The organism is Pseudomonas sp. NY15354 (assembly GCF_048068075.1).
GTDB classification, from domain to species: Bacteria; Pseudomonadota; Gammaproteobacteria; order Pseudomonadales; family Pseudomonadaceae; genus Aquipseudomonas; species Aquipseudomonas guariconensis_C.
This window is the reverse complement of record NZ_JBLUPV010000026.1, coordinates 38,588-60,927: the sequence shown is the minus strand read 5'-3', so window position 1 is coordinate 60,927 and position 22,340 is coordinate 38,588. Positions and strand designations below refer to the sequence as shown.

21 protein-coding genes are annotated in these 22,340 nt (G+C 64.4%); 11 read left to right on the top strand and 10 right to left on the bottom strand.

The window, feature by feature from the left end:
• Positions 1-99: 99 nt before the first annotated feature.
• On the bottom strand, positions 100-1,431 hold the full coding sequence (locus ACNFCH_RS20395) for a DEAD/DEAH box helicase (protein WP_070092214.1): 1,332 nt from the start codon (positions 1,429-1,431) through the stop codon (positions 100-102).
• Positions 1,432-1,522: 91 nt separating this feature from the next.
• A complete protein-coding gene (gene yedA / locus ACNFCH_RS20390) occupies positions 1,523-2,443 on the bottom strand; it encodes a drug/metabolite exporter YedA (RefSeq protein WP_416743507.1) in 921 nt (306 codons plus the stop codon).
• A gap of 155 nt (positions 2,444-2,598) precedes the next feature.
• On the opposite strand from yedA, the gene ACNFCH_RS20385 reads away from it, so the two are divergent.
• Positions 2,599-3,057, top strand: a complete 459-nt coding sequence (locus ACNFCH_RS20385) for an Lrp/AsnC family transcriptional regulator (RefSeq protein ID WP_337159262.1) — start codon at positions 2,599-2,601, stop codon at positions 3,055-3,057.
• A gap of 33 nt (positions 3,058-3,090) precedes the next feature.
• Here ACNFCH_RS20385 and ACNFCH_RS20380 read toward each other — a convergent pair whose 3' ends face one another.
• Both ACNFCH_RS20380 and ACNFCH_RS20375 read right to left on the bottom strand, forming a co-directional pair.
• Positions 3,091-3,573 carry an NYN domain-containing protein gene (locus ACNFCH_RS20380; protein ID WP_170831761.1) on the bottom strand — a complete coding sequence of 161 codons (483 nt, stop codon included), beginning with the start codon at positions 3,571-3,573 and terminating at the stop codon, positions 3,091-3,093.
• A gap of 108 nt (positions 3,574-3,681) precedes the next feature.
• Complete coding sequence (locus ACNFCH_RS20375; RefSeq protein ID WP_416743506.1) at positions 3,682-4,410, bottom strand: DUF2076 domain-containing protein; 729 nt, start codon at positions 4,408-4,410, stop codon at positions 3,682-3,684.
• 156 nt (positions 4,411-4,566) lie between these two features.
• Here ACNFCH_RS20375 and ACNFCH_RS20370 point away from each other — a divergent pair, with 156 nt between their 5' ends.
• The 3 genes from ACNFCH_RS20370 (at position 4,567) to ACNFCH_RS20360 (ending at position 6,975) form a co-directional block, all read left to right on the top strand.
• Entirely contained in the window at positions 4,567-5,223 is a 657-nt protein-coding gene (locus tag ACNFCH_RS20370) for a YciC family protein (protein WP_337159264.1), read from the top strand.
• 122 nt (positions 5,224-5,345) lie between these two features.
• Positions 5,346-5,840 carry a hypothetical protein gene (locus ACNFCH_RS20365; protein WP_416743503.1) on the top strand — a complete coding sequence of 165 codons (495 nt, stop codon included), beginning with the start codon at positions 5,346-5,348 and terminating at the stop codon, positions 5,838-5,840.
• Between the two features lie 61 nt (positions 5,841-5,901).
• A complete protein-coding gene (locus ACNFCH_RS20360) occupies positions 5,902-6,975 on the top strand; it encodes an endonuclease/exonuclease/phosphatase family protein (RefSeq protein ID WP_337159266.1) in 1,074 nt (357 codons plus the stop codon).
• A 181-nt stretch (positions 6,976-7,156) separates the two neighbouring features.
• Here the strand turns inward: ACNFCH_RS20360 and hrpB are convergent, their stop codons facing one another.
• The gene (hrpB, locus tag ACNFCH_RS20355; protein WP_416743501.1) at positions 7,157-9,685 is read right to left on the bottom strand and encodes an ATP-dependent helicase HrpB; all 2,529 of its coding nucleotides are present in this window, start codon (positions 9,683-9,685) and stop codon (positions 7,157-7,159) included.
• 118 nt (positions 9,686-9,803) lie between these two features.
• On the opposite strand from hrpB, the gene ACNFCH_RS20350 reads away from it, so the two are divergent.
• Complete coding sequence (locus ACNFCH_RS20350; protein ID WP_416743499.1) at positions 9,804-10,223, top strand: polyribonucleotide nucleotidyltransferase; 420 nt, start codon at positions 9,804-9,806, stop codon at positions 10,221-10,223.
• Between the two features lie 21 nt (positions 10,224-10,244).
• On the top strand, positions 10,245-11,114 hold the full coding sequence (locus tag ACNFCH_RS20345; RefSeq protein ID WP_337159269.1) for a cation diffusion facilitator family transporter: 870 nt from the start codon (positions 10,245-10,247) through the stop codon (positions 11,112-11,114).
• Between the two features lie 17 nt (positions 11,115-11,131).
• Here the strand turns inward: ACNFCH_RS20345 and ACNFCH_RS20340 are convergent, their stop codons facing one another.
• Entirely contained in the window at positions 11,132-11,953 is an 822-nt protein-coding gene (locus ACNFCH_RS20340) for a DUF6515 family protein (RefSeq protein WP_337159270.1), read from the bottom strand.
• Between the two features lie 399 nt (positions 11,954-12,352).
• Here ACNFCH_RS20340 and ACNFCH_RS20335 point away from each other — a divergent pair, with 399 nt between their 5' ends.
• On the top strand, positions 12,353-12,829 hold the full coding sequence (locus ACNFCH_RS20335) for an Lrp/AsnC family transcriptional regulator (RefSeq protein ID WP_011535815.1): 477 nt from the start codon (positions 12,353-12,355) through the stop codon (positions 12,827-12,829).
• Between the two features lie 54 nt (positions 12,830-12,883).
• The gene (locus tag ACNFCH_RS20330) at positions 12,884-13,087 is read left to right on the top strand and encodes a DUF2788 domain-containing protein (RefSeq protein WP_023378567.1); all 204 of its coding nucleotides are present in this window, start codon (positions 12,884-12,886) and stop codon (positions 13,085-13,087) included.
• A gap of 36 nt (positions 13,088-13,123) precedes the next feature.
• Here the strand turns inward: ACNFCH_RS20330 and ACNFCH_RS20325 are convergent, their stop codons facing one another.
• The 4 genes from ACNFCH_RS20325 to ACNFCH_RS20310 all read right to left on the bottom strand — a co-directional run bounded on the left by ACNFCH_RS20325 (position 13,124) and on the right by ACNFCH_RS20310 (position 19,116).
• Positions 13,124-13,759 carry a pseudouridine synthase gene (locus ACNFCH_RS20325; protein ID WP_416743496.1) on the bottom strand — a complete coding sequence of 212 codons (636 nt, stop codon included), beginning with the start codon at positions 13,757-13,759 and terminating at the stop codon, positions 13,124-13,126.
• A gap of 6 nt (positions 13,760-13,765) precedes the next feature.
• The gene (gene amn / locus ACNFCH_RS20320) at positions 13,766-15,253 is read right to left on the bottom strand and encodes an AMP nucleosidase (protein WP_416743494.1); all 1,488 of its coding nucleotides are present in this window, start codon (positions 15,251-15,253) and stop codon (positions 13,766-13,768) included.
• A gap of 124 nt (positions 15,254-15,377) precedes the next feature.
• Complete coding sequence (locus tag ACNFCH_RS20315; protein WP_416743492.1) at positions 15,378-17,030, bottom strand: acyl-CoA dehydrogenase family protein; 1,653 nt, start codon at positions 17,028-17,030, stop codon at positions 15,378-15,380.
• Positions 17,031-17,124: 94 nt separating this feature from the next.
• Positions 17,125-19,116 (bottom strand): 7TM diverse intracellular signaling domain-containing protein, encoded by a 1,992-nt coding sequence (locus tag ACNFCH_RS20310; protein ID WP_337159274.1) that lies wholly within the window; start codon positions 19,114-19,116, stop codon positions 17,125-17,127.
• 265 nt (positions 19,117-19,381) lie between these two features.
• Between ACNFCH_RS20310 and ACNFCH_RS20305 the strand changes: the two genes are divergently transcribed.
• The 3 genes from ACNFCH_RS20305 to hemL are packed head-to-tail and all read left to right on the top strand — an operon-like array spanning position 19,382 to position 22,122.
• Entirely contained in the window at positions 19,382-20,182 is an 801-nt protein-coding gene (locus tag ACNFCH_RS20305) for a hydroxymethylpyrimidine/phosphomethylpyrimidine kinase (protein WP_337159275.1), read from the top strand.
• 17 nt (positions 20,183-20,199) lie between these two features.
• Positions 20,200-20,823, top strand: a complete 624-nt coding sequence (thiE, locus tag ACNFCH_RS20300; protein WP_337159276.1) for a thiamine phosphate synthase — start codon at positions 20,200-20,202, stop codon at positions 20,821-20,823.
• A gap of 15 nt (positions 20,824-20,838) precedes the next feature.
• Positions 20,839-22,122 (top strand): glutamate-1-semialdehyde 2,1-aminomutase, encoded by a 1,284-nt coding sequence (gene hemL, locus ACNFCH_RS20295; protein ID WP_337159277.1) that lies wholly within the window; start codon positions 20,839-20,841, stop codon positions 22,120-22,122.
• Positions 22,123-22,340 lie beyond the last annotated feature (218 nt).

Below are 22,340 nucleotides of genomic sequence, written 5' to 3'. Positions count from 1 at the left end.
CCATGGGGCTGCGTTGCAGCCCTTTCGCGGCGCAAGGCCACTCCTACAGGGATCGCACTGAATCTGTAGGAGCGGCCTTGTGCCGAGGCCCCAGCAATCTCAAGGCTTGCGCTTGCGCGGCCCGCTGTTGAAGCTCGGCACCTTGCGCACCGGCTTGACCGAAGGCTCCGAGGCGCTCGATTCGGCACTGTCCATCCAACGCCCCAGGCCCCGCTTGGCGCTGTTTTCCTTCGGCTTCTTGGGCTTTTTCGGTTTCTTCACGACCTGGCCACTGGCATCGGTCATCGGCACCCGATGATCGGGGATGAAATCCGGCTCTTCATGACGCGGCAAGGTTTGGCGGATCAAGGTTTCGATGGCCGCCAGCAATTGCACTTCGTCCGCGCACACCAGCGAAATCGCCTCGCCCTTGTTGCCCGCCCGGCCGGTACGCCCGATGCGGTGCACGTAGTCTTCGGCGACGATCGGCAAGTCGAGGTTGACCACCAAGGGCAAGTCGTCGATGTCCAGACCACGGGCGGCGACATCGGTCGCCACCAGCACCTGGATCTCCCGTGCCTTGAAGGTGTCCAGCGCGCGCTGACGCGTCGCTTGTGGGCGGTCGCCGTGGATACCGTCGGCATTGACGCCCTCGGCGAGCAGACGCTCCACCAACTGGTCGACGCCATTGCGGGTCTTGGCGAACACCAGCACTTGCTTCCAGCGCTGCTTGCGCAGCAGGTGGCAGAACAGGTCGGCCTTGCGTTTCTTGTCCACCGGCACCAGCCACTGCTTCACGGTACTGGCTGTGGTGTTGCGGGGGCTGACTTCGATGCTCAGCGGATCGTTCAGGGCAAGCCCGGCCAACATGCGGATCTGATCGGAGAAGGTGGCGGAAAACAGCAAAGTCTGACGCTTGCGCGGCAAGGCGGCATAGACGGCCTGCAGTTCTTCGGCAAAGCCGAGGTCCAGCATGCGGTCGGCCTCGTCGAGCACCAGGGTCTGCACCTGGCCGAACTTGACCGCGTTCTGGCGGAACAAGTCCAGCAGGCGCCCGGGCGTGGCCACCAGCAGATCGACGCCTCGACGCAGGCGCATCATCTGCGGATTGAGGCTGACGCCACCGTACACCGCATAGGTGCTCACCGGCAGGTTCTCGGCGTATTCACGGATATTGGCATGGACCTGCTCGGCCAACTCGCGGGTCGGCACCAGCACCAGGGCCCGGATCGAGTTGCTGGCGACCTTGGCCCCTTCCAGGGCCAGGCGTTGCAGCACCGGCAAGGCAAAGCCGGCGGTCTTGCCGGTGCCGGTCTGGGCTGCGGCCATCAGGTCGCGGCCAGCCAGCACGGCGGGGATGGCCTGGGCCTGGACGGGGGTCGGGGTGGTGTAGTCCAGGTGCTGCAGGGTGCGCAGCAAGGGTTCGATCAGGCCGAGTTTGGCGAAATTCATGGCAATACCGTCAGGGGGTTCAGCGAAGGCGGCAGTTTACCGCAACCGACGCCCCCCCTGTGGACGCTTTACCCCCAGCGATGCTGCCTGGCTACTTGCACACTTGCTCTTTGAGTGGCACTGGCCGCTCGGGCGCCTTGCGCCACTGCGGCAAGCCGATCAGCACCACTGCACCGATGATCACTGCCATGGCCACGCACTCCTCGGCGCCGATGCGCTCGCCTGCAAAGAGGATCCCCAGCAGCACCGCCACCGCCGGGTTGACGTAGGCATAGCTGGTGGCCGCCGCCGGGCGCACGTGCTTGAGCAAGTACATGTAGGAACTGAAAGCCAGGATCGAGCCGAAGAACACCAGATACGCCAGCGCGCCCCAACCGGCCGCGGTCGGCATCTGAGTCAGGCGCTCGCCACTGAGCGCGCTGCCGATCAGCAAGGCGGCGCCGCCGACGAGCATCTCTGCGGCACTGGCCATGGCGCCCTGGGGCAAGGGCAGGCTCTTGCTCCACACCGAGCCAAAGGCCCAGGCAGCGGCGGCGAACAGGATCAGCGCCGCGCCCATGGGGCTGGCCTGCAGGTTCGAGCCCATGTTGAGCATGCCGATGCCCACCAGGCCCAGGGCAATCCCCGCCCATTCAAGCCGCGAGTTGCGATGACCGAACAACAGACCGAACACCAAAGTGAACAGCGGCACAGTGGCCACCGCCAGGGCCGCGACGCCCGATGCCACCCCGGCGTGTTCGGCCAAGGTCACGCCACCATTGCCGCAACTGAGCAACAGAAAACCGATCGCCCCCGCCGCGCGCCACTGTGGCCAGGTCGGCGCCGGCGCGCCGCGCCAACGCAAGAACCCGTACAGCAGGCTGCCGGCAATGACGAAGCGCACCCCGGCCATGAGCATCGGCGGCCATGACTCCACCCCGATACGGATGAACAGGTAGGTTGAGCCCCAGACCAGGTACAAGGCCAGGAAGGCGCCAATGAGCAACAACGGGAAGCGACGGGAGGCAGGCATGGGAAAACACTCGAAATCCGTTTACGGGTGACTTAGTTTAAAAAGGCGCCCTCGCAAACTTAAGTTACAAAACGGCTTTAAATGACCGAAACACTTTGCAATGCATGGTTATGCAAGGGCCTTACCATCGATTGCAAAGCACAGTGGAATCAGCCATGGACAAGTACGACCGAATGCTCCTTGCCGCCCTGCTGGAAAACGGCCGGGCCACCTACGCGCAACTGGCGCGCCAGGTGAATCTTTCTGCACCCGCCGTCGCCGAACGGGTCGCCAAACTGGAAGCCAGCGGGGTCATCACCGGCTACGCCGCCAAGGTGGACCTGGAGAAGATCGGCCTGCCCATCCAGTGCGTGATCGAACTGCGCCTGGCCAGCCACGGCAATCAACAGGCATACGATGCGTTGACCCGCATCCCACAGCTCACCGAATGCCACCGCGTCACCGGCGACCCCTGCGTGATCATGCAGGCGGCCGTGGCGTCGATGACCGAGCTGGAAGCACTGATCAACCGGGTTTCGCAGTTGGGCTTCAGCAAGACCTCGATCATTCTGTCGAGCGCGGTCGAACGACGGGTGCCGCTCGATCAGCTGGAGGGCAATGGTCGAAAGCCCTGAGCCGTTCATGCCTGCTCGATCAGGGGACCGGCCTCAATGGCGCAGCAGCAGGCGGCCTTCGATCGGCACATACCGACTGGCCGACCGAATCAGCGACAACGCGGTAAGCCCAGGCACGCCATAGACCACGGTCTCGACCCCGTGACGCTCGCTGGCCCGCTCCATCAGCAGGTCGAAGTCGCCGTCGCCAGAGGCCAATACCACCTGGTCGACGCGGCTGGCGGCGTCGATCACATCCAGGGTGATACCCACATCCCAATCGCCCTTGGCCGAGCCATCGCTGCGCTGGATGAAAGGCTTCAGACGCACCTCGAAGCCGAGGTTGCGCAGAATCTGCTGGAACTGTTGCTGTTTGCTGTCGCCCCGGTCGATGGCATAGGCCACCGCCTCGACGATCTGCCCCTGACTGCTGACATCGGCCCACAGCGCGGCGTAGTTGAAATGACAGCCATGCACCTGGCGCACGGTGTAGTAGAGGTTCTGCACATCGGCGAACAGCGCGATCTTCTTCACCATGACCTCTCTGGCAGTTGCGCGAGTCACGAAGGCTGCCCGTGAGGTCGGCTTCGTTTCGCGAAAGGGGCGCAGTGTGCGCCCCCGCGTGCTGCCAGTATGCCAGAGGCCTCAGATGAAGGTGTCGTCGTCGGAGAAGAAGCCACCGCCATCGTTGCCGTAGTCGCTGTCCAGGAAGCCACCCTGGTCGTAGCCGTTGTCGGCCACCTGATACTGGCTGTCCTGGTCATTCCAGCCGCCGCTCTCACTGGCCGGTGCAGGCTCCTCCTTGATCACCTCGACCACTTCCTCAGGCTGGGACTGATGGTTGAACAGGCTGCTGATGCCTTGCGCCAGCAACACGCCACCGGCCACGCCCGCCGCAGTCTGCATGGCGCCACCCAGGAAGCTGCTGGCGCCACTGCGGGCCGGCGCGGCGTTGAATCCCGGTTGTGGTTGCGACTGGGCGAAACCCTGGGCGGTTGGTTCGCGCCAACCGCCGGCAGGGGCCACCGGTGCGGCCTGGCGCTGTGGCTGCGGCACGGATGCCGGCTCACGGGAGCCTGCGCCAAACAGGCTCGACAGGAACCCGCCGCCCGTGTTGCCGCTTCGGCTCGCGTCGGCTTGCGCCTTGGCTTGCTTGAGTTCGGCCTCGAGCTGTTTGTTCTGTTCGTCCAGGCGCTTGATCGCCGCTTCCTGGACCAGGATCGCCTGGGCCATGTAGTACGCCGCTGCCGGCTGCTGGCGCAGATGCTCCTCGATGCGCGCCTGGGCCTGGGCATCACGGGCCTGGCCTGCATCCTCGGCTTGCTTGATACGACTGAACAGGCCGTCGATCAGGGTTTGTTCTTCAGTGTTCATGGCGCTACCTCGTGCACAGGGCAATACATCGGATAGCGTCAAAGATGGGGCTCGCAGGCCAAGGATTCAATCAGCCAAACGGTGAAACTTTTTTCAGCCAGGGGTGGACTGGGCTAAAGTTACGCCCTGCTTTTTCTGCCATGCGATGTTGACCCGATGAATCCGTTGAGCATTCTGCGCGACTCCCTGTATTTCTTCCGCCGCCACCTGGTGAGCATCCTCCAGCTCTGCCTGCCGCTGGTGGTCCTCGAGGCCCTGTGCACTCAATTGCTGTATCGCCAGTTGGGCGACCAGGCCTCGGCGGGCTACGGCATGCTGGTCAGCCTGCTGTTCTACCCGCTGTACAGCGCCGCGTTGATCCTCTACATGGATACCCGCAGCAACGGCCAGGACATCGCCAAGCGCAACCTGTTCGCCCGCGCCGTGCAGCTGTGGCCATCGCTGGCCCTGCTGATCCTGATCAGCTCGCTGCTGATCATGGCAGGCCTTGCGCTGTTCATCTTCCCGGGCGTGTGGATCATGATCAATCTGGTGTTCGCCGAGTACTTGCTGGTATTGCGTGGCCTGCCGGTGGTACAGGCCATGCGTGAGAGCGCCAGGATGACCACCGGGCATTTCATGCGCATCCTGGTCTGTGTCGTTGCCGTACTGGCACCGCTGTGGCTGCTCGACGGCTTGCTGCTGATGGCCTTCCCCGAGCCGCAGCCGGGCGTGCAACTGGCCCTGGACAGCCTCAGTGGTTTCCTGCAGCTGTTCAGCAGCGTGGTGCTGTATCGGCTGTTCATGCTGCTGGAGAACGACGCGCTCGCCTGACGCCCCAACAAGCCCCCTCTCAGGGAACGGCTTCAATCTGCTGCTCAATCAGCGGACCTCTAGAGTGACCCAGCCCCTGTCGATGGACAGGGACTGGCACTTCACACCTAGAGGATGAACTCATGAGCGACAACACTGCTATACCGAGCTGGGCGGACGAACGCTCCTTCTCGGCCCATCTCTTCGCGCTCGATGGCGCCCAAACAATCCCCGTCAGCCATCTCTCCGGGTTCTACGCCCCGCTAGGCAGCACCGGTGGCCTTCGACAGGGGACGACAGACGACGGCTGGCTCAAGTTGAGCCCCGCGCAGACAGCCATGACGCTGCGTTTCCACTATCACTCCCAGACCACGAACCGGTTGAATTTCATGCTTTCGCTCGACAGCGACCGGAACCGAAAACTGGGTATCAGCCGCAACAGTTACCTGGGCCTCTACAAGTATTCGAACATCGATGACTTCTGGAAGGTCGAACCTCTGGCCTGGAGCGAAGACACCCTCCACTGCCGCATTCGTGACCATCAGGGCCAGCAAGTGAAAGTGCTGGCAAGCGCGCCTCACCACCTGACGGTCAGCAAAGGGAACGCCCTCGAGTTCCTGGTCGTAAGAGCGCCATAAGCTGGCCGACCGACGAACGGCTCGGTTATGCTGGCGCGACCTGCACCGACAAGCCGAGCCGATGATCCGACTATTGCGCAACGTCCTGCTGTCCCTGCTCCTGCTGTTGCCCCTGCTTTGGCTGTTCGCCGACTACCTGGGCTGGCAACCCTCCCCCCGTGAACCGCTGCCGGTCGCCTGCCAAGGCAGCCCTCAATCGCTGCAACCTGGCCAGCCCCTCAAGGTCATGACTTGGAACGTGCAGTTCCTGGCCGGCAAGCGCTACGTGTTCTGGTACGACCAAGGACAGGGCAGCGACACCCAACCCAGCGCCGAAGACCTGGCCTTCAATCTCGACGAAGTCACCCGCGTGATCCGTGCCGAAACGCCCGATATCGTCCTGTTGCAGGAGCTGGATAACAACGCCAAGGCCACCGGCTACCAGGACCAGTTGGCGCTGCTACGTGAACGCCTGGCGGACCTCTACCCCTGCACCGTCCAGACCTACGAATGGAAAGCCGATTTCGTGCCTGATCGGCATATCTTCGGCAGTGTCGGCCGCACCCTGGCCACCCTCAGCCGCTACCCGATCGAAAAGGCCGAGCGTCTGCAATTGCCCAATGCCGCGAGCAACGCCCTGACCCGCCTGCAACACCCCCAGCCGGCACTGCTGGTCAGCTACCTGCCGCTTGCCGATGGCGGCCGCCTGGCAGTGCTCAACACCCGGCTCTCGCCCTATCAGCCCGGCAGGGACCTGCAACGGCGTCAGGTCGAGCACGTGGCAAAGGTTCTCGATCGCCTGGAAAGCCAGGGCACGCCCTGGTTGATCGGCGGCGATTTCAATCTCCTGCCCCTGGGCCAGTACCGTCGCCTGCCGCCGCAGCTGCGCGGCGACTACCCCTCCGACAGCGACCTGCACCTGTTGTGGGACAAATACCCGATGATCCCTAGCAACGCCGAAGCCAGTGGCGCTGAGCGCGGCGCCTGGCTCACCCACTTCCCCAACGACCCTGCGGCCATGGGGCCTGACCGCACCCTCGACTACGTGCTGCACAGCCCGCACCTGCAGCGCATTCAAGCCCAGGTACTGCAACAGGACACATTGCAGATCTCAGATCATCTTCCGCTCATGACTACCCTGAAAGTGCCTCATTGACGCGTCCAAAATGGTGAGCGTGAACGCACGGAAAGACCTCCAACTTCGCCCCAGACCGACGCCTGGGTAGTGTTCTGTCCATGGGCCAGGAGCCCATATTCACTCGTCATCACCCGGCAACAATGATGGCCGGATGGCTTGCTCACCGGCTCGACCGGATCACACACAGCGCCTCTAGACATCAGGTTCCTCTGGGCTTGGCCCTCGCCGTGGCTTCGGCAACGAGCGGGTCATCGGGCCAGTAATGCTTGGGATAGCGGCCTTTGAGGTCCTTCCTTACCTCGGCATAGGTGGTACGCCAGAAGTTGGCCAAATCCTGGGTCACCTGGACCGGGCGGCGCGCCGGAGACAGCAGGTGCAGTTTGACCTGCTGGCGGCCTTGGGCAATGCGCGGCGTATCGGCCAGGCCGAACAACTCCTGCAGGCGCACGGCAAGAATCGGCGGGTTCTCGCTGTAGTCCAGGCGAATGCTCGAGCCGGAAGGAACCGTCAGATGCGCAGGAGCAAGTTCCTCCAGGCGCTGGGGCAGCGGCCAGGGCAGCAGGTTGCGCAGAATCGACGGCAAGTCCAGCTGGGCGAAGTGGCCAAGGCGAGACACCTTGCCCAAATACGGCTGCAGCCAGTTTTCCAGGCTCGCGAGCAGGGCCTCGTCGCCCAGATCGGGCCACTCGCTGTGGCCGTCCTTGTCCATGTCCAGCTGACGCAGCAGCGCTACCCGTGCCTGCCATTGGCGCAGCTCGGGCGTCCAGCTCAGCAGGTTCAGGCCCTTGCGTCGCACCAGCCCCAGCAGCGCCTTGGCGCGGGCTTCGTCATCCAGGCCCGGCAACGGTTCGCGACTGAGCACCAGCTCGCCGACCTTGCGCTGGCGCTCGGCGCGCAGCACCTGCTCGCGCTCGTCCCAGTCGAGCACATCGAGCGTTTCCACCTGCTCGGCCAGCACCCCTTCGAACAGGCCCGGATCGAACTCGGTCGCCAAATAGATGCGCTCCTCGCGCTGCCCCTGGCGGCTGCCCAGGTCCGCGATCACCAGCCATGGGCACTTCATCAACGCATCCACCTCGGCGAACAGCGCCGCGCGTCCGTTGGCCAGCCGGTACTCGGCACCGCCCTCGCGGCGCTGCAGGGCGACCCGGTCGGGATAGGCCAGCGCCAGCAATGCCCCCAGCCAGCGTGGATGATCGGCATCGGCGACGGTTGTCCCCGCCTTGCCGCGCAGCAGGCCGCGGTACTGGCGCGCCAGTTGCCGAGCCCGCTGCACGCCCCCCTGACCGCCACGGGCAGCCTTGGTTTCGCCGCTGAGCAAGGCCATCCGGCTGTGCAGGTCGGCGCCGGCCCCGCGCAGAATGTCGCGCTCTCCAAGCAGCGCGGCGACATCGCAAGCCATGTCGGCCAGGCCCAGCGCCTGGCCACGCAACAACAGATGGGCGATGCGCGGGTGCGCAGGCAGTTCGGCCATGGCTTGGCCGTGTTCGCTTAAGTGCTCGCGGCTACCCGGCTTGAACGCGCCCAACCGGGCGAGCAGGTCGCAGGCCTGGGCGTGGGCAGCGCTCGGGGGAGGATCCAGCCAGCGCAGTTGATCGGGCCAGACGCCCCAACGCGCCAGTTGCAGGGCCAGGCCCGCCAAGTCGGCCTGGAGAATCTCAGCACTGCCGTGGGCCGCCAGCTGGTCGTGCTGGGCCTCGGACCACAGCCGGTAGCACACGCCAGGCTCCAGACGCCCGGCACGCCCGGCGCGCTGGGTAGCACTGGCGCGGGAAATGCGCTGGGTCTCCAGACGCGTCATGCCGCTGCCGGGATCGAAGCGCGGGACACGCGCCAGCCCAGCGTCGATGACCACGCGTACGCCGTCGATGGTGAGGCTGGTCTCGGCGATATTGGTGGCCAGCACGACCTTGCGCAGGCCCTGGGGTGCAGGCTCGATGGCGGCGCGCTGGGCATTGAGATCAAGTTCGCCATGCAATGGGCACAGCAACACATCAGAGCGCTCGCCCAACGCTTCTTGCAGAGCCTGGTGGACCCGCCGAATCTCGGCCTGGCCCGGCAGGAACACCAGCAGGCTGCCAGGCTGCTCCGCCAAAGCCTGAAGAACGCAGTCGACTACCCGCGGCTCGACGAACTCGCCTGGCTGATACGGCCGGCTCCAGCGGATATCCACCGGGTGCATGCGCCCTTCGCTGCTCACCACCGGGGCATCGTCGAGCAAGCACGACAACCGTTCGCCCTCGAGGGTGGCGGACATCAGCAGGATCTTCAGCGGCGGCTCGTCGCGCAACAACTCGCGCCCATTGAGGCTCAGCGCCAGCGCCAGGTCCGCATCCAGGCTGCGCTCGTGGAATTCGTCGAAGATCAGCAGACCCACACCCTCCAACGCCGGGTCGGCCTGCAGGCGCCGGGTGAGGATGCCTTCGGTGACCACCTCGATGCGGGTCTTGGGGCCGACCTTGCTGTCCAGGCGGATGCGATAGCCGACGGTTTCCCCGACCTTCTCGCCCAGCTCACTGGCCAGACGCTCGGCCGCCGCCCGGGCCGCCAAACGGCGGGGCTCGAGCATCAGGATGGTCTGCCCGGCCAGCCAAGGCTCATCGAGCAGGGCCAGCGGTACACGGGTGGTCTTGCCAGCGCCAGGCGGGGCTTCGAGCACGGTCTCGTCGCGCTCGCTCAAGGCTTGACGCAGAGCGGGCAGTACGGCATCGATTGGTAATGAAATCATGGTGGTCCTCGAACAATCGTCCGAGTATAACGGCGAACCGAGCCTGCCTTATCATGGTCTTAAACATCAGGCACAGGCGACCGGCCTGGTCCTCGTTGGTCACTTTGCGGAGATCCCAATGCGCATCCCTACCCGCGTCACCGGTGGCGCGCTCATCGTCACCCTGCTCACCCAGCTGACCGCCTGCGGCACGCTGTTCTACCCCGACCGTCGCGGCCAGATCGAAGGCAAGATCGACCCCGTGATCGCCGCCCTGGATGCGGTGGGTCTTCTGTTCTATGTCATCCCCGGCCTGATCGCCTTCGGCGTCGACTTCGCCAGCGGGGCCATCTATTATCCGCCCGGCGTCACCGCCCACATCGACCCGGTCAAGCTCAAACCGGCCATCAATGCCGATGGCCAGGTCGACAAGACCAAGCTGCAAGCTATTCTCGAAAGCGAACTGGGCCAACGCCTGCCGCTGAACGATCCTCGGCTGATCCAGCACCGGGGCAGCGTCGAGCAGTTGGCCGCCTATGGCCTGGTACCGGCCGCCTGATCCAAGGAACGCACCTGCGGCATGACTTCGAGCGCCGAACACCAACGCCTGCTGCGCCTGGCTACCCGGGCGTCCCTGGCAGTCGCCACGATTCTTGTCGTGAGCAAGGCGATCGCCTGGTGGCTGAGTGGGTCGGTGAGCCTGCTGGCCGGCCTGACCGATTCGGCCCTCGACGCTGTCGCCTCCTTCCTCAACTTGCTGGCCGTACACTACGCCCTGCGCCCGGCTGACGACGACCATCGCTTTGGCCACGGCAAGGCCGAGGCCCTGGCCGGCATGGCCCAGGCGCTGTTCATCGGTGTCAGTGCGGTGCTGATCGGCGTGCAGGCGGTCGAGCGCCTGCAATCGCCGCAACCGCTGGGCGGTACAGCGGCCGGTATTGCGGTGATGCTGCTTTCCCTGGTCCTGACCCTGGCCTTGCTCGCCTTCCAGCGCAAGGTCATCCGCGCCACCGGCTCGAACGCGGTGCGCGCCGACTCACTGCACTACCGCTCCGATCTGCTGCTCAACGGCAGCATTCTGCTCGCCTTGCTCCTGGCACGCTTCGGCTGGCCACAACTGGACGCCCTGTTCGGCTTGGGAATCGCCTTGTACATCCTCTGGAGCGCCGTGCAGATCGCCCGCGAGAGCACGGCGATCCTGATGGACAAGGAGCTGCCGGCCGACATCGGCGAGCGCATGCTCGAACTGGTGTGCGCCATCCCTGGGGTCGAGGGCGCCCACGATCTACGCACCCGGGTCTCGGGCAACCGCTGGTTCGTCCAACTGCACCTGGAACTGCCCGGCGATCTGAAGCTGCATGACGCCCATGAACTGTGCGTGCAGGCATCCGCTGCGATCCGCCAGCGCTACCCGCGAGCGGATGTGATGGTGCACGCCGATCCGGTGTAAACCCGTCCCCAGGGCCTTCAGTTCACGCTGTAGCCCCGGGCGCTCAGGCAATCGCCCAGTACGCGATGGTAGGCATCCGCCACATGGGCCGGTGGCGCGAAGGCTGCCGCCGCCGGATCGAAACCAGATTGCTGCACGGCCTGGCGATGACACTCATAGCGGTCCTGGTTTTGCTGCCGAGGCGTTTGCCCGGACAACGGATGGGCTATCACGTCGTAACCGGTACCCAACTGCGGGCCCGGCGCGGGCAGCAGGTTGGGGGGATTGACCACCACATACTCCTGGCTGTCGCTCAGGTATTGGTAATAGGTGTTCGAGACCTGGAAGAACAACGTGCCATCGAACCAGACCTCCTGGGCATAGACCGGCAGGTAGCCGACCCGCGCGCCATAGGGCGGCCTGACCAGCACATACGCGCCGCCTTGTGGGCGATACCAGTAGCCACTGGAGTAGTAATAGTCCTGCCCCTGGTATGGCACCTTCCAATAACGATCCGGGAAGTGGTCGATCCTGTGTCCGGGATGGTATTGCGGACCTGGTCCCCAGCCATCGCCCTGGCCGTCGGGACGCCCAGGCCAGTCGCCACCCGGTCGCTGCCCAGGTCCGCCTGCTTCCCAGTGGTAACCGCCATTGCGCCGGGGGATATCCTGGTAATAGCCCTGGCGCGGTGGCTGGGTCTGGCGCACCTCGTCACGCGCGTTGAGCGGCGAGCGGCCCATGGTCGCGCCGTTGGGGTCCTGCGACGCTGGGCCCTCTCCCGGCCCTTGGGCCCATGCGCCAAGGCTGATGCCCAGGCCCAGCAAACCAACACCTGCCCATTGCCAGATGCGCGACCTCATGTTGTCCTCTCGATGGTAAGAACTGCAGTGGAACTGCATGCAGTCTATCGCGGCCAAGGCCTATGCAGATGAAATTCCGGGCATGAAAAAAGGGAGGCCGTAGGGCCTCCCTTTGGGAATTGTCGTCCGTGCTCGGCGCTTGTGGCACCGGCTCACCTCACATCGTCTTCTGGACGGTGCGTAGCCCGGGGGCCTGGCGGATCCTGTTGGATGGCTGGCCGCGACGGCCTTCCTGAGGCCGGTCGCCGTGGACTGTTGTCCGGGCAGTGATTCTGTTGGTAAAGATACGGGAGGCGACGCGGCAGAGGATTGCGAATATTGCTCAGATAAATAGCACTTGCGCAATTTTTAACCCTGGATCGATAATTCGCAGCAATCCGAACAGAAAAGGCCTTTTCCATGAGCAAGCTCGACCGCTATGACCTGAGCATCCTTGCCGAATTGCAGCGCGACGCCCGCATCTCCAACCAGGAGTTGGCCGAGCGCATCGGCTTGTCCCCCTCCCCTTGCTCACGGCGGGTCAAGCAATTGGAAGACGACGGCTACATTTCGCGCCAGGTGGCCCTGCTGGATCGCAAGAAGCTCGGCCTGAGCCTGACCGCCTATGTACTGATCGGCATGGACCGCCATACCCCCGAGCGCTTCGAGACCTTCGAGGCCGCCATTCGCAGCCTGCCTCAGGTACTGGAATGCAGCCTGGTCACCGGGATGGACGCCGACTACCAATTGAAAGTCGTCGTCCCGGACATGGACCACTACCAGAAACTACTGCTCGGCAGCCTGACCCGCATCGAAGGCGTCACCAGTGTGCGCTCAAGCTTCGTGCTCAACCAGGTGCTGGCCAGCACTGAGCTGCCGTTGACGCATCTGCGCTGACCGTACGCTGTCGCCCCGCGTATAATCGTCGCTCAGCCTGCCTGGAGAACACTGATGGATCCCGCCGTATTCGAAGAGTGGATGATGATCGTCCTGGTGACCGTGCTGATCGGTTTCATGGGGTTCATCGTCTGGGACCTGGCGAAGAAGTCCAAGGCAGGCCGCTTCGGCACCTTGATTTTGTTCTTCGTCCTGGGCCTGGGCGTGCTTGCCTTCATCATCAAGAGCGTGGTGGTGGGGTTCCTCGAAGGGGTCTAGCCCTGCAATGAAGTGAGGGCGCTACGCGCCCATCTTCTAACGAAGTAACTTCGGCGCGACCTCTCGCCAGCATCCCTGCTCCAGCCCATCCAGCGCCCAATCCCCGATCCGTACCCGCACCAACCGCAACGTCGGCAGCCCCACCGCCGCCGTCATGCGCCGTACCTGGCGGTTGCGCCCTTCCCGAATCACCAGCTCCAGCCAATGGGTCGGCACGCTCTTGCGAAACCGCACCGGCGGGTTGCGCGGCCAAAGCGCAGGCTCTTCCAGCCGTCGTGCCTCGGCCGGTAGCGTCGGCCCGTCATTGAGCTCGACCCCATCGCGCAACTGTTGCAACTGCGCCTCGCTCGGCTCCCCCTCCACTTGCACCCAATAGGTCTTGGGCAATTTGTGCTTGGGGTCGGCGATGCGTGCCTGCAGGCGACCGTCGTTGGTCAACAGCAGCAGGCCTTCGCTGTCACGGTCCAGCCGCCCGGCCGGATAAATGCCAGGAATGTCGATGTAGTCCTTAAGGGTCGCGCGCCCCTCACCGTCGCTGAACTGGGTCAACACATCGAACGGCTTGTTGAACAGGATCAGGCGCGGTTCGGCCGGCGGCGCCTTGGGCTGGCGACGCGGGCCTGCGGGCCGCGCCTGTGGACGGCGCGGCTTGGAACGGGGTGGCAGGGACATGGATCCTCAGCGGAACGGCGGCTCATCGAAGCTGCGCAGTTTACGCGAGTGCAGCGAATTGAGCTCGGTGCGCAGCAGGTCCAGGGCCGCGATACCGATCTTCAGGTGCTGGCTGACTGCACGGTTATAGAAGGCATTGGCCGAGCCAGGCAGCTTGATCTCGCTGTGCAGCGGTTTGTCCGAGACGCACAGCAACGTGCCGTAAGGCACCCGCAGACGATACCCCTGGGCGGCGATGGTGCCGCTCTCCATGTCCACCGCCACGGCGCGGGACAGGTTGATCAGCGGTCGTTCCTGGGCCCAGCGCAGCTCCCAGTTGCGGTCGTCGTAGGTCAGCACGGTGCCGGTGCGCAGGCGTTTTTTCAATTGCTCGCCGCGCTCGCCGGTCACCTGCGCCGCGGCCTCCTGCAGCGCCAACTGCACTTCGGCCAAGGCCGGGATCGGAATATTCGGCGGCACCACCCGGTCGAGGATGCCATCGCGACGCATGTAGGCGTGGGCCAGCACGTAGTCGCCAATGGTCTGCGATTGGCGCAGGCCCCCACAGTGGCCAATCATCAGCCAGCAATGCGGACGCAACACGGCCAGGTGGTCGGTGATGTTCTTGGCATTGGACGGGCCGACGCCGATATTGACCAAAGTGATGCCATCGCCATCGGCGGCGATCAGGTGATAGGCCGGCATCTGGTAGCGGTGCCAGACCACGCTGGCCACCAGCGCCTGGGTCTCGTCGTCGTCCATGCCCTTTTCGATGATGACATTGCCCGGCAGGACCATGCGCACGAAGCGCGACTCCTGACGCAGTTGCTCCAGGCCATGGCCGATGAACTGGTCGACGTAGCGGTGGTAGTTGGTCAGCAGGATCCACGGCTGGACATGGCGCCAGTCGCTCCCGGTGTAATGCACCAGGCGGCGCAGGGAGAAGTCCACGCGGGCGGCATCGAACAGCGCCAGCGGCAGGGTTTCGGCGCTGCCCCAGTCGCACAGGCCGTCGGCGATGTTGTCGGTGGCTGCCGACAGGTCGGTGCTGGGGAATACCCGTGCAAGTTCGGCGGCAGTGATGCCGCTGCCCGCCAATTCATCGCCCTGGTCGACCACGTAGGGGTATGGAATGTTCTGTTCGCTGACACCCACTTCCAGGGTCACGGTGTAGTCGTGCATCAGCGGCCGCAGTTGCTCGAGCAGGTAACCGCGAAACGCCGCAGGCTGGGTGATGGTGACGCTGTAGGTACCTGCCACCTGCACCTTGGCATAGGCCCGCGTGGTGGCGGCCACTTCACCATGGCTGTAGTAGGTCAGGCGCAGGGCCGGATAACGAAACAGCGCACGCTGGTCGTCGTCCGGCTCGGTGCGGTCTTTGAGGTAGCGCTTGAGGGCCTGGCTGAGGGCGCCGGTGGCTTGTTCATGCAGGGCCGCCAGACGGTCGACGGCCTGTTCAGGTGTATCAACGACTACAAACGCTTGGCTCACGCTGGATTTCCTGTCTTCTGACATGCATGGCTTCCATCTTGCCTACCTTCTGTTGCAATTACATCCCTGACAATTGCATTCGGCCTCTTCACGGACAAGCCTGCTCCATACCCTCCGAGGAAACGGGTTTAGCTGCGAACAGCCACCCTCAGGCCGACCAGACCGGCGTCGCCCGCGCCACCAGCGCCGCAGCATCGATACCCCGGGGCAACGCCCCATAGACCCGCCCGCCAGCGCCCAACCGGCTGGCCATGAACGCATCGCTGACGGTCGCATTGCCCGCTTCCAGCAACAGCTTGGCCTGCAGGGCGACGGCGATGTCCTCGGTCAGTTGCCGGGCGCGGTACTGGATATCGCCGGTATCGGCGAACGCGCCCTTCAGATTGCCGATATGCGCCGCCAAGCGCGGATCGCCGTGACCGTCGCCAAGCTCGGTGAACAGTGCATCGAGCACGCCCGGCTCCTTGGACAGCGCACGCAGCACATCCAGGCACTGCACATTGCCCGAACCTTCCCAAGTAGAGTTGACCGGCGCCTCGCGGTACAGGCGCGGCAAAATGCTGTCTTCCACATAGCCCGCACCGCCCAGGCATTCGGCAGCTTCGTTGATCATTCCCGGGGCGCGCTTGCAGATCCAATACTTGCCCACGGCGGTCACCAGGCGGGCGAAATGCGCTTGTTGCGGGTCGTCCAGTTGGTCCAACGCCTGGCCCATGCGCAGACTCAACGCCAGTGCCGCCTCGCTTTCCAGCGCCAGGTCGGCCAGCACGTTCTGCATCAATGGCTGTTCGCTCAGCACCCGTCCACCGACCTTGCGATGGGCACAATGGTGCGCGGCCTGGGTCAGCGCCTGTCGCATCAAGGCGCTGGAGCCGACCATGCAATCGAAACGCGTCATGGCCACCATCTCGATGATGGTCGGCACTCCTCGGCCCTCTTCACCGATCATCCACGCCAGGGCACCGCGAAACTCCACTTCGCTGGAGGCATTGGAGCAGTTGCCGAGCTTGTTCTTCAGGCGCTGGATGTAGAACTGGTTGTGCGTGTCGTCGGGGCGATGACGTGGCAGCAGGAAGCAGCTCAACCCTTTGTCGGTCTGGGCGAGGGTCAGGAAGGCATCGCACATCGGCGCGGAGCAGAACCACTTGTGGCCCACCAGTTCATACGCCTGACCGGGGCCCGGCGCACCAACCGGGTAGGCCCGGGTGGTGTTGGCCCGCACATCGGTGCCACCCTGCTTTTCGGTCATGGCCATGCCGAGGGTCACCCCGGCTTTGTGTCGGTCGCCCACGTTACGCGGGTCGTACTCGCGCGCCAGGACCTTGGGCAGCCAGTATTCGGCCAATTCCGGTTGCAGCCGCAAGGCTGGCACCGCAGCGAAGGTCATGGTCAGCGGGCAACCAGTGCCGGCCTCTGCCTGGCTGTGCAGGTAGGTCATCGACGCTCGCGCCACGTGGGCGCCGGGACGCGGCTCGGCCCAGGGCAACGATGGCAATCCATGCTCGACCGCCGTGCGCATCAACTCGTGATAGGCCGGATGGAACGTCACCAGGTCGATGCGGTGGCCATAACGGTCATGGCTGCTGAATTCCGGCTTGTGGGCATTGGCCAGAAAACCCGCAGCCATCAGCGGGCCGCCGGCCAAGGCACCATAGGCGTCGATCCGCGACTCGGCCCAGCCGGCACCGAAGCGCCGGGACCACTCCTGCAGGGGCTGGTCGAGGCGGTACAGGTTGGCGCCGTCGAGCGACGGTGGCTGGTTGGTGACTTCGTGGGTTTCAGCGAACTGGTGCAGGTTCATCGGGGGCTCCCTGGATCCGGTCATGCCTGAAAGCCCCAGTGAAGCACTCCTTCGAAGTCAGTCAAAGTGTCAAAAACGACTAACTCGGCCGTCCTTAGCCGCCCATCGCACCCGAGGCCAACCGGCCGGACGGCCACTGCGCCTGGGCCACGGACAGGTTCAAGGACAACTCGAAGCGGCTGCCCAGCCCCCGGGTCGACTCATGGGCGAGTCGACCGCCGATCAACTCGCCCAACTGACGGCAGATCGAAAGCCCGATGCCCAGGCCGCCGTAACGGCGCGTCATGGAACCATCGACCTGGAAGAAACGCTGATAGAGGATGGCTTGATCCAAGTCGTCGAAACCGATACCGCTGTCGCTGACGGTGAAGGTCAATGCCAGGCTGTCCGGCCCGAGCCTGCGGCCACGCACCTGGATCATCACGCCGCCCTGGTGGGTGAATTTCAGGCCGTTGTCCACCAGACAGGCCAGGCAGCGCAGCAGTTTTTGCGCATCGCCGAGCAACTCGTCGGGCAGCTCCGCCGGGATATCCAGGCTCAGGTACAGGCCTTTGCCCAGGGCACGCCCGGCGAAACCTGCGCGCAGATCCTGCAGCTGCCGGCGCAGGCTGAAGGGCGCGGCATGGGCACGCAGACGACCCGCCTGCAGTTCGGTGAGCACGAGGATGTCATCGACCATGGCCATCATGTCCTGGGCGGACCCGGTGGCGGTGCGGTGATACTGGGCGTGCTCGGCGCTCATCGGCAGGGTATGCATCAACTCCAGCGAGCCGATCACACCGTTCATCGGTGTGCGCAGCTCATGGGTGACCGTCGCCAGGAACTCATCCTTCAGGCGATTGCTTCGGGCCAGTTGCTGGTTTAGCTGCTCCAGGGTGTGGCCGGTATCGCGCAGCGCCTGGGCCTGTTGCTCACGCAAGCTGTTGATGCGGTCGGCCAGGGCCAGGGACAACAACGCCACTTCCAACGCCGATCCCAGCTGGCTGGCATACATGGTCAGGAAGACGTTCGGCAGATAACCGAGCACCATCAGGGTATTGACCAGCCCACCCAAGAGGAACGCCGTCCAGGCGATGATGAACCAGCGCGCCACCCGCACCCCATGCCACCAGGCATAAAGCCCTGCCGTGAAGATGCTCACGGTGAACAGCAGTGCCAGCAGCGTCGCCATGCGCAACGCCAGGCCGTAGGGCATGGTCACAGCCAGCGCCATGACCAGCGCGCCACCGGCCATCAACACCAACAGCAGGCGGTCGAAGCCACGGCTGAGCTTGCCCAACTGCAGGAAATGCCGGGCGAACTGGCAACCGAACAGCCCTGCGGCGCCAATGAACAAAGGCGTGGCGGCATTGGCCCACCAGGGGTTGTCCGGCCAGAAGTACGCGACACCGGCACCGTTGACCGAGATCTGGTAGAGCCCGAACGAAGCGATATAGAGGATGTAATAGAGGTAGCTGACGTCGCGAACGCTGAGGTAGATGAACAGGTTGTACACCAACATCACCAGCAACACGCCGTAGATCATGCCCAGCACATAGAGGCGCGTGGGCTGCTCTTCCATGTAGGCCTCGGTTGACCACAAGGCCAGCGGCGCCTGGATCGAACCCTGGCTCTGCAAACGCAGGTAGGCCGTGATCGCCTGGCCCGGGTTCACAGGCAGCTCGAACAGGTAGTTGTTCTGGCGGATCTGCCGGCTGGCATAGGGCAAGGCGTCGCCGGTACGCTGGACCAGGCGGTAGCTGCCATGGCCATCGGGCAGGTAGAGATCCAGGTGGTCCAGTGGTGGATAGGCCAACTCCAGCAGCCACTGGCGCGAAGGTGCTGTGGGCGGGCTGATGTTGCGCAGGTCGACCTTCAGCCAGAACACCGAGGTGGAATAGCCCGCATTGAGCACGTCTTCATGGTGCTGTCGGAAACGGCTGGCAAAGGCCGGCGAGCTGACCTGGGCAATGCTGGCGCTGCCATCACGGTCCTCGAGGACCTGCATGACTTGGCCCAATGGCAGGTACCGGGTGGCGTTGTCGAAATCGACCGCTCCGGCGAACAAGGGCACACAGCCCAGAAGCATCATCAGCAAGTAGCGCATACAGCCCCAGCATGGCCTGTCCAGTCGCGTCGTGGTGGCCTCCCTTCCCTTTGAGACGACGAATTCCGGCAGCGCCCATTTGTCGAGTTATCCGAGCACTCTAGCATAGCCTTCAGGGAGGGCAATCAGCCACCTCAAATTTCAAAGAAACAGCTCTATTTCAATACTTACAGAGACACAGAACACAAAAAACTGACCACTTGATCAACAAAACCCATCGGCGGGGCGATCCGCCCCAACAGGTTTGGTGGTAAGCTCGCCGACCATGAATACGACCTACAGCTCCCGCCCCGTTGTCCTCTGTCTTTCCGGCCACGACCCCAGTGGCGGTGCCGGCCTGCAGGCAGATATCGAAGCCCTGATCGCCCAAGGCTGTCACGCCGCTCCTACCGTGACCGCCCTGACCGTCCAGGATACCGTCAACGTCTCCGACTTCCGCGTGCTGGACCGCGAGTGGGTCCTGGCACAGGCCAACGCCGTGCTGGCCGACTCCACCGTCGCAGCGGTCAAGCTCGGCATGCTCGGTTCGATCGAAATGGTCGATACCGTCGCCGAATTGCTGAGCGCCCATCCGCACCTGCCGTTGGTCTGCGACCCGGTCCTGCGTGCAGGTGGCGGTGGCCGCCTGGGCAAGGACGAAGTCGGCTATGCGCTGCGCGAACGCCTGCTGCCGCTGGCCACGATCGCCACGCCGAACCTGCCTGAAGCCCGGATCCTGGCCGAACTGCCCGACGGCACCGCGGACGAATGCGCCGAGAAACTTTTGCCGTTCTGTAGACATCTTCTGATTACCGGCGGTCACGGTGACGAGGTGCAAATTCATAACCGCCTTTATAGCCGCGACGGTCAACAGCACACCTGGACCTGCGAACGCCTGCCAGGCAGCTACCATGGCTCCGGTTGCACCCTGGCCAGCGCCCTGGCCGGCCGCCTGGCCCTTGGCGAGCAATTGCAAAGTGCCGTGCGCAGCGCCTTGGACTACACCTGGCGCACCCTGCGCGACGCCGAGCAACTGGGCAAAGGGCAGTTCGTCCCGCGCCGGTTGCCCCTGGACTTCTGCTCCTGATCCACGAGGCCTGACAGATGAAGTTACGCGGTCTGTACGCGATCACCGACAGCCAACTGCTCGCCGGTCGCTTGCTCTCCCACGTCGAGGCTGCCCTCGAAGGTGGCGTTTGCCTGCTGCAGTATCGTGACAAAAGCGACGATGCCACACGCCGCCTGCACGAGGCCGAAGGCCTGCAGAGGCTCTGCGAGCGCTATGGCACGCAACTGATCATCAACGACGACGTCCAACTGGCCGCACACCTGGGCGTTGGCGTGCACTTGGGCCAGACCGACGGCCCCTTGACCCCGGCTCGCACCTTGCTCGGCCGCGATGCCATCATCGGCTCCACCTGCCATGCCCAGCTCGCGCTGGCCGAGCAGGCCGCCAGCGAAGGCGCCAGCTACGTGGCCTTCGGTCGCTTCTTCAATTCGGTGACCAAGCCCGGCGCGCCAGCCGCCGACATCGACCTGCTCGGCCAGGCCCGTGCCCGCGTGCAACTGCCGATCGCAGTGATCGGCGGCATCACCCTCGACAACGCCGCCCCCCTGGTCGCCCATGGCGCCGACCTGCTGGCGGTGATCCACGGCTTGTTCGGTGTCGACAGCGCGCAGGAAGTCACCCGCCGCGCCCGCGCCTTCAACGCCCTGTTCGCTTCCTGATTCGAGAGAAATCCCATGTCCCGTTCCGAATCCCTGTTCGCCCAAGCCCAGAAGCACATCCCTGGTGGTGTGAACTCGCCGGTCCGCGCTTTCCGCAGCGTCGGCGGCACCCCGCTGTTCTTCAAGCACGCCGAAGGCGCCTACGTCGTCGACGAAGACGACAAGCGCTACGTTGACTACGTAGGGTCCTGGGGCCCGATGATCCTGGGTCACGGCCATCCGGACGTCCTGGCTTCGGTGCGCAAGCAACTGGAGCACGGCCTGTCCTACGGCGCCCCGACCGCGATGGAAACCGAGATGGCCGATCTGGTCTGCTCGATCGTGCCGTCCATGGAGATGGTCCGCATGGTCAGCTCCGGAACCGAGGCGACCATGAGCGCCATCCGCCTGGCCCGTGGCTACACCGGCCGCGATGCGATCATCAAGTTCGAAGGCTGCTACCACGGCCACTCCGACAGCCTGCTGGTCAAGGCTGGCTCCGGCCTGCTGACCCAGGGCGTACCCAGCTCGGCCGGTGTGCCGGCGGATTTTGCCAAGCACACCCTGACCCTGCCGTTCAACGACATCGCGGCCGTCGAGAAGACCCTGAGCGAAGTGGGCCAGACCGTCGCCTGCATCATTGTCGAACCCGTCGCCGGCAACATGAACTGCGTACCACCAGCGCCAGGTTTCCTCGAAGGCCTGCGCGAACAGTGCGACAAGCACGGCGTGGTGCTGATCTTCGACGAAGTGATGACCGGTTTCCGCGTTTCCCTGGGCGGCGCCCAAGGCCACTACGGCATCAAGCCGGACCTGTCGACCTTCGGCAAGATCGTCGGCGGCGGCATGCCGGTTGGCTGCTTCGGCGGCAAGCGCGAAATCATGGAGTGCATCGCTCCCCTGGGCCCGGTGTACCAGGCCGGCACCCTGTCGGGTAACCCGTTGGCCATGGCTGCGGGCCTGACCACCCTCAAGCTGATCAGCCGCCCAGGCTTCCACGACGAACTGACCGCCTTCACCACCCGCATGCTCGACGGCCTGCAACAGCGCGCCGATGCCGCGGGCGTACCGTTCGTCACCACCCAGGCGGGCGCCATGTTCGGCCTGTACTTCAGCGGCGCCGACGACATCGTCACCTTCGAGGACGTGATGGGCAGCGACGTGGAACGCTTCAAGCGCTTCTTCCACCTGATGCTCGAGGGCGGCGTGTACCTGGCGCCAAGCGCGTTCGAGGCGGGCTTCACCTCCATCGCCCACGGCGACAAGGAGCTGCAGATCACCCTGGATGCCGCCGAAAAGGCCTTCGCCGCGCTGAAGTGATCGTCAGCCTCTTCGCGGGCAATCCCGCTCCCACCCGTCATGCGTTGAACCTGTGGGAGCGGGGTCATCCCCGAAGACGCCGATCCGGCAATAAATGTGCTGTGCAATCAACCAAGGCTTCTCAATACAGAATTTCGAGTAAAACTTTGTAAGGTAGGCGCTGCTTATCCCATAATGTGCCACCAGAGACATTGGCCGCAGCTTTGCAGAGGTAAGTC

Coding starts and splice junctions, on each gene's coding strand:
- ACNFCH_RS20350 (WP_416743499.1), top strand. CDS start 9,804: ATGCGCATCCCTACCCGCGTCACCGGTGGCGCGCTCATCGTCACCCTG.
- amn (WP_416743494.1), bottom strand. CDS start 15,253: ATGTCAGAAGACAGGAAATCCAGCGTGAGCCAAGCGTTTGTAGTCGTT.
- ACNFCH_RS20360 (WP_337159266.1), top strand. CDS start 5,902: ATGATCCGACTATTGCGCAACGTCCTGCTGTCCCTGCTCCTGCTGTTG.
- ACNFCH_RS20380 (WP_170831761.1), bottom strand. CDS start 3,573: ATGGTGAAGAAGATCGCGCTGTTCGCCGATGTGCAGAACCTCTACTAC.
- ACNFCH_RS20340 (WP_337159270.1), bottom strand. CDS start 11,953: ATGAGGTCGCGCATCTGGCAATGGGCAGGTGTTGGTTTGCTGGGCCTG.
- hemL (WP_337159277.1), top strand. CDS start 20,839: ATGTCCCGTTCCGAATCCCTGTTCGCCCAAGCCCAGAAGCACATCCCT.
- ACNFCH_RS20370 (WP_337159264.1), top strand. CDS start 4,567: ATGAATCCGTTGAGCATTCTGCGCGACTCCCTGTATTTCTTCCGCCGC.
- ACNFCH_RS20325 (WP_416743496.1), bottom strand. CDS start 13,759: ATGTCCCTGCCACCCCGTTCCAAGCCGCGCCGTCCACAGGCGCGGCCC.
- yedA (WP_416743507.1), bottom strand. CDS start 2,443: ATGCCTGCCTCCCGTCGCTTCCCGTTGTTGCTCATTGGCGCCTTCCTG.
- ACNFCH_RS20330 (WP_023378567.1), top strand. CDS start 12,884: ATGGATCCCGCCGTATTCGAAGAGTGGATGATGATCGTCCTGGTGACC.
- ACNFCH_RS20305 (WP_337159275.1), top strand. CDS start 19,382: ATGAATACGACCTACAGCTCCCGCCCCGTTGTCCTCTGTCTTTCCGGC.
- ACNFCH_RS20395 (WP_070092214.1), bottom strand. CDS start 1,431: ATGAATTTCGCCAAACTCGGCCTGATCGAACCCTTGCTGCGCACCCTG.
- ACNFCH_RS20315 (WP_416743492.1), bottom strand. CDS start 17,030: ATGAACCTGCACCAGTTCGCTGAAACCCACGAAGTCACCAACCAGCCA.
- ACNFCH_RS20310 (WP_337159274.1), bottom strand. CDS start 19,116: ATGCGCTACTTGCTGATGATGCTTCTGGGCTGTGTGCCCTTGTTCGCC.
- ACNFCH_RS20345 (WP_337159269.1), top strand. CDS start 10,245: ATGACTTCGAGCGCCGAACACCAACGCCTGCTGCGCCTGGCTACCCGG.
- thiE (WP_337159276.1), top strand. CDS start 20,200: ATGAAGTTACGCGGTCTGTACGCGATCACCGACAGCCAACTGCTCGCC.
- ACNFCH_RS20335 (WP_011535815.1), top strand. CDS start 12,353: ATGAGCAAGCTCGACCGCTATGACCTGAGCATCCTTGCCGAATTGCAG.
- ACNFCH_RS20365 (WP_416743503.1), top strand. CDS start 5,346: ATGAGCGACAACACTGCTATACCGAGCTGGGCGGACGAACGCTCCTTC.
- ACNFCH_RS20385 (WP_337159262.1), top strand. CDS start 2,599: ATGGACAAGTACGACCGAATGCTCCTTGCCGCCCTGCTGGAAAACGGC.
- hrpB (WP_416743501.1), bottom strand. CDS start 9,685: ATGATTTCATTACCAATCGATGCCGTACTGCCCGCTCTGCGTCAAGCC.
- ACNFCH_RS20375 (WP_416743506.1), bottom strand. CDS start 4,410: ATGAACACTGAAGAACAAACCCTGATCGACGGCCTGTTCAGTCGTATC.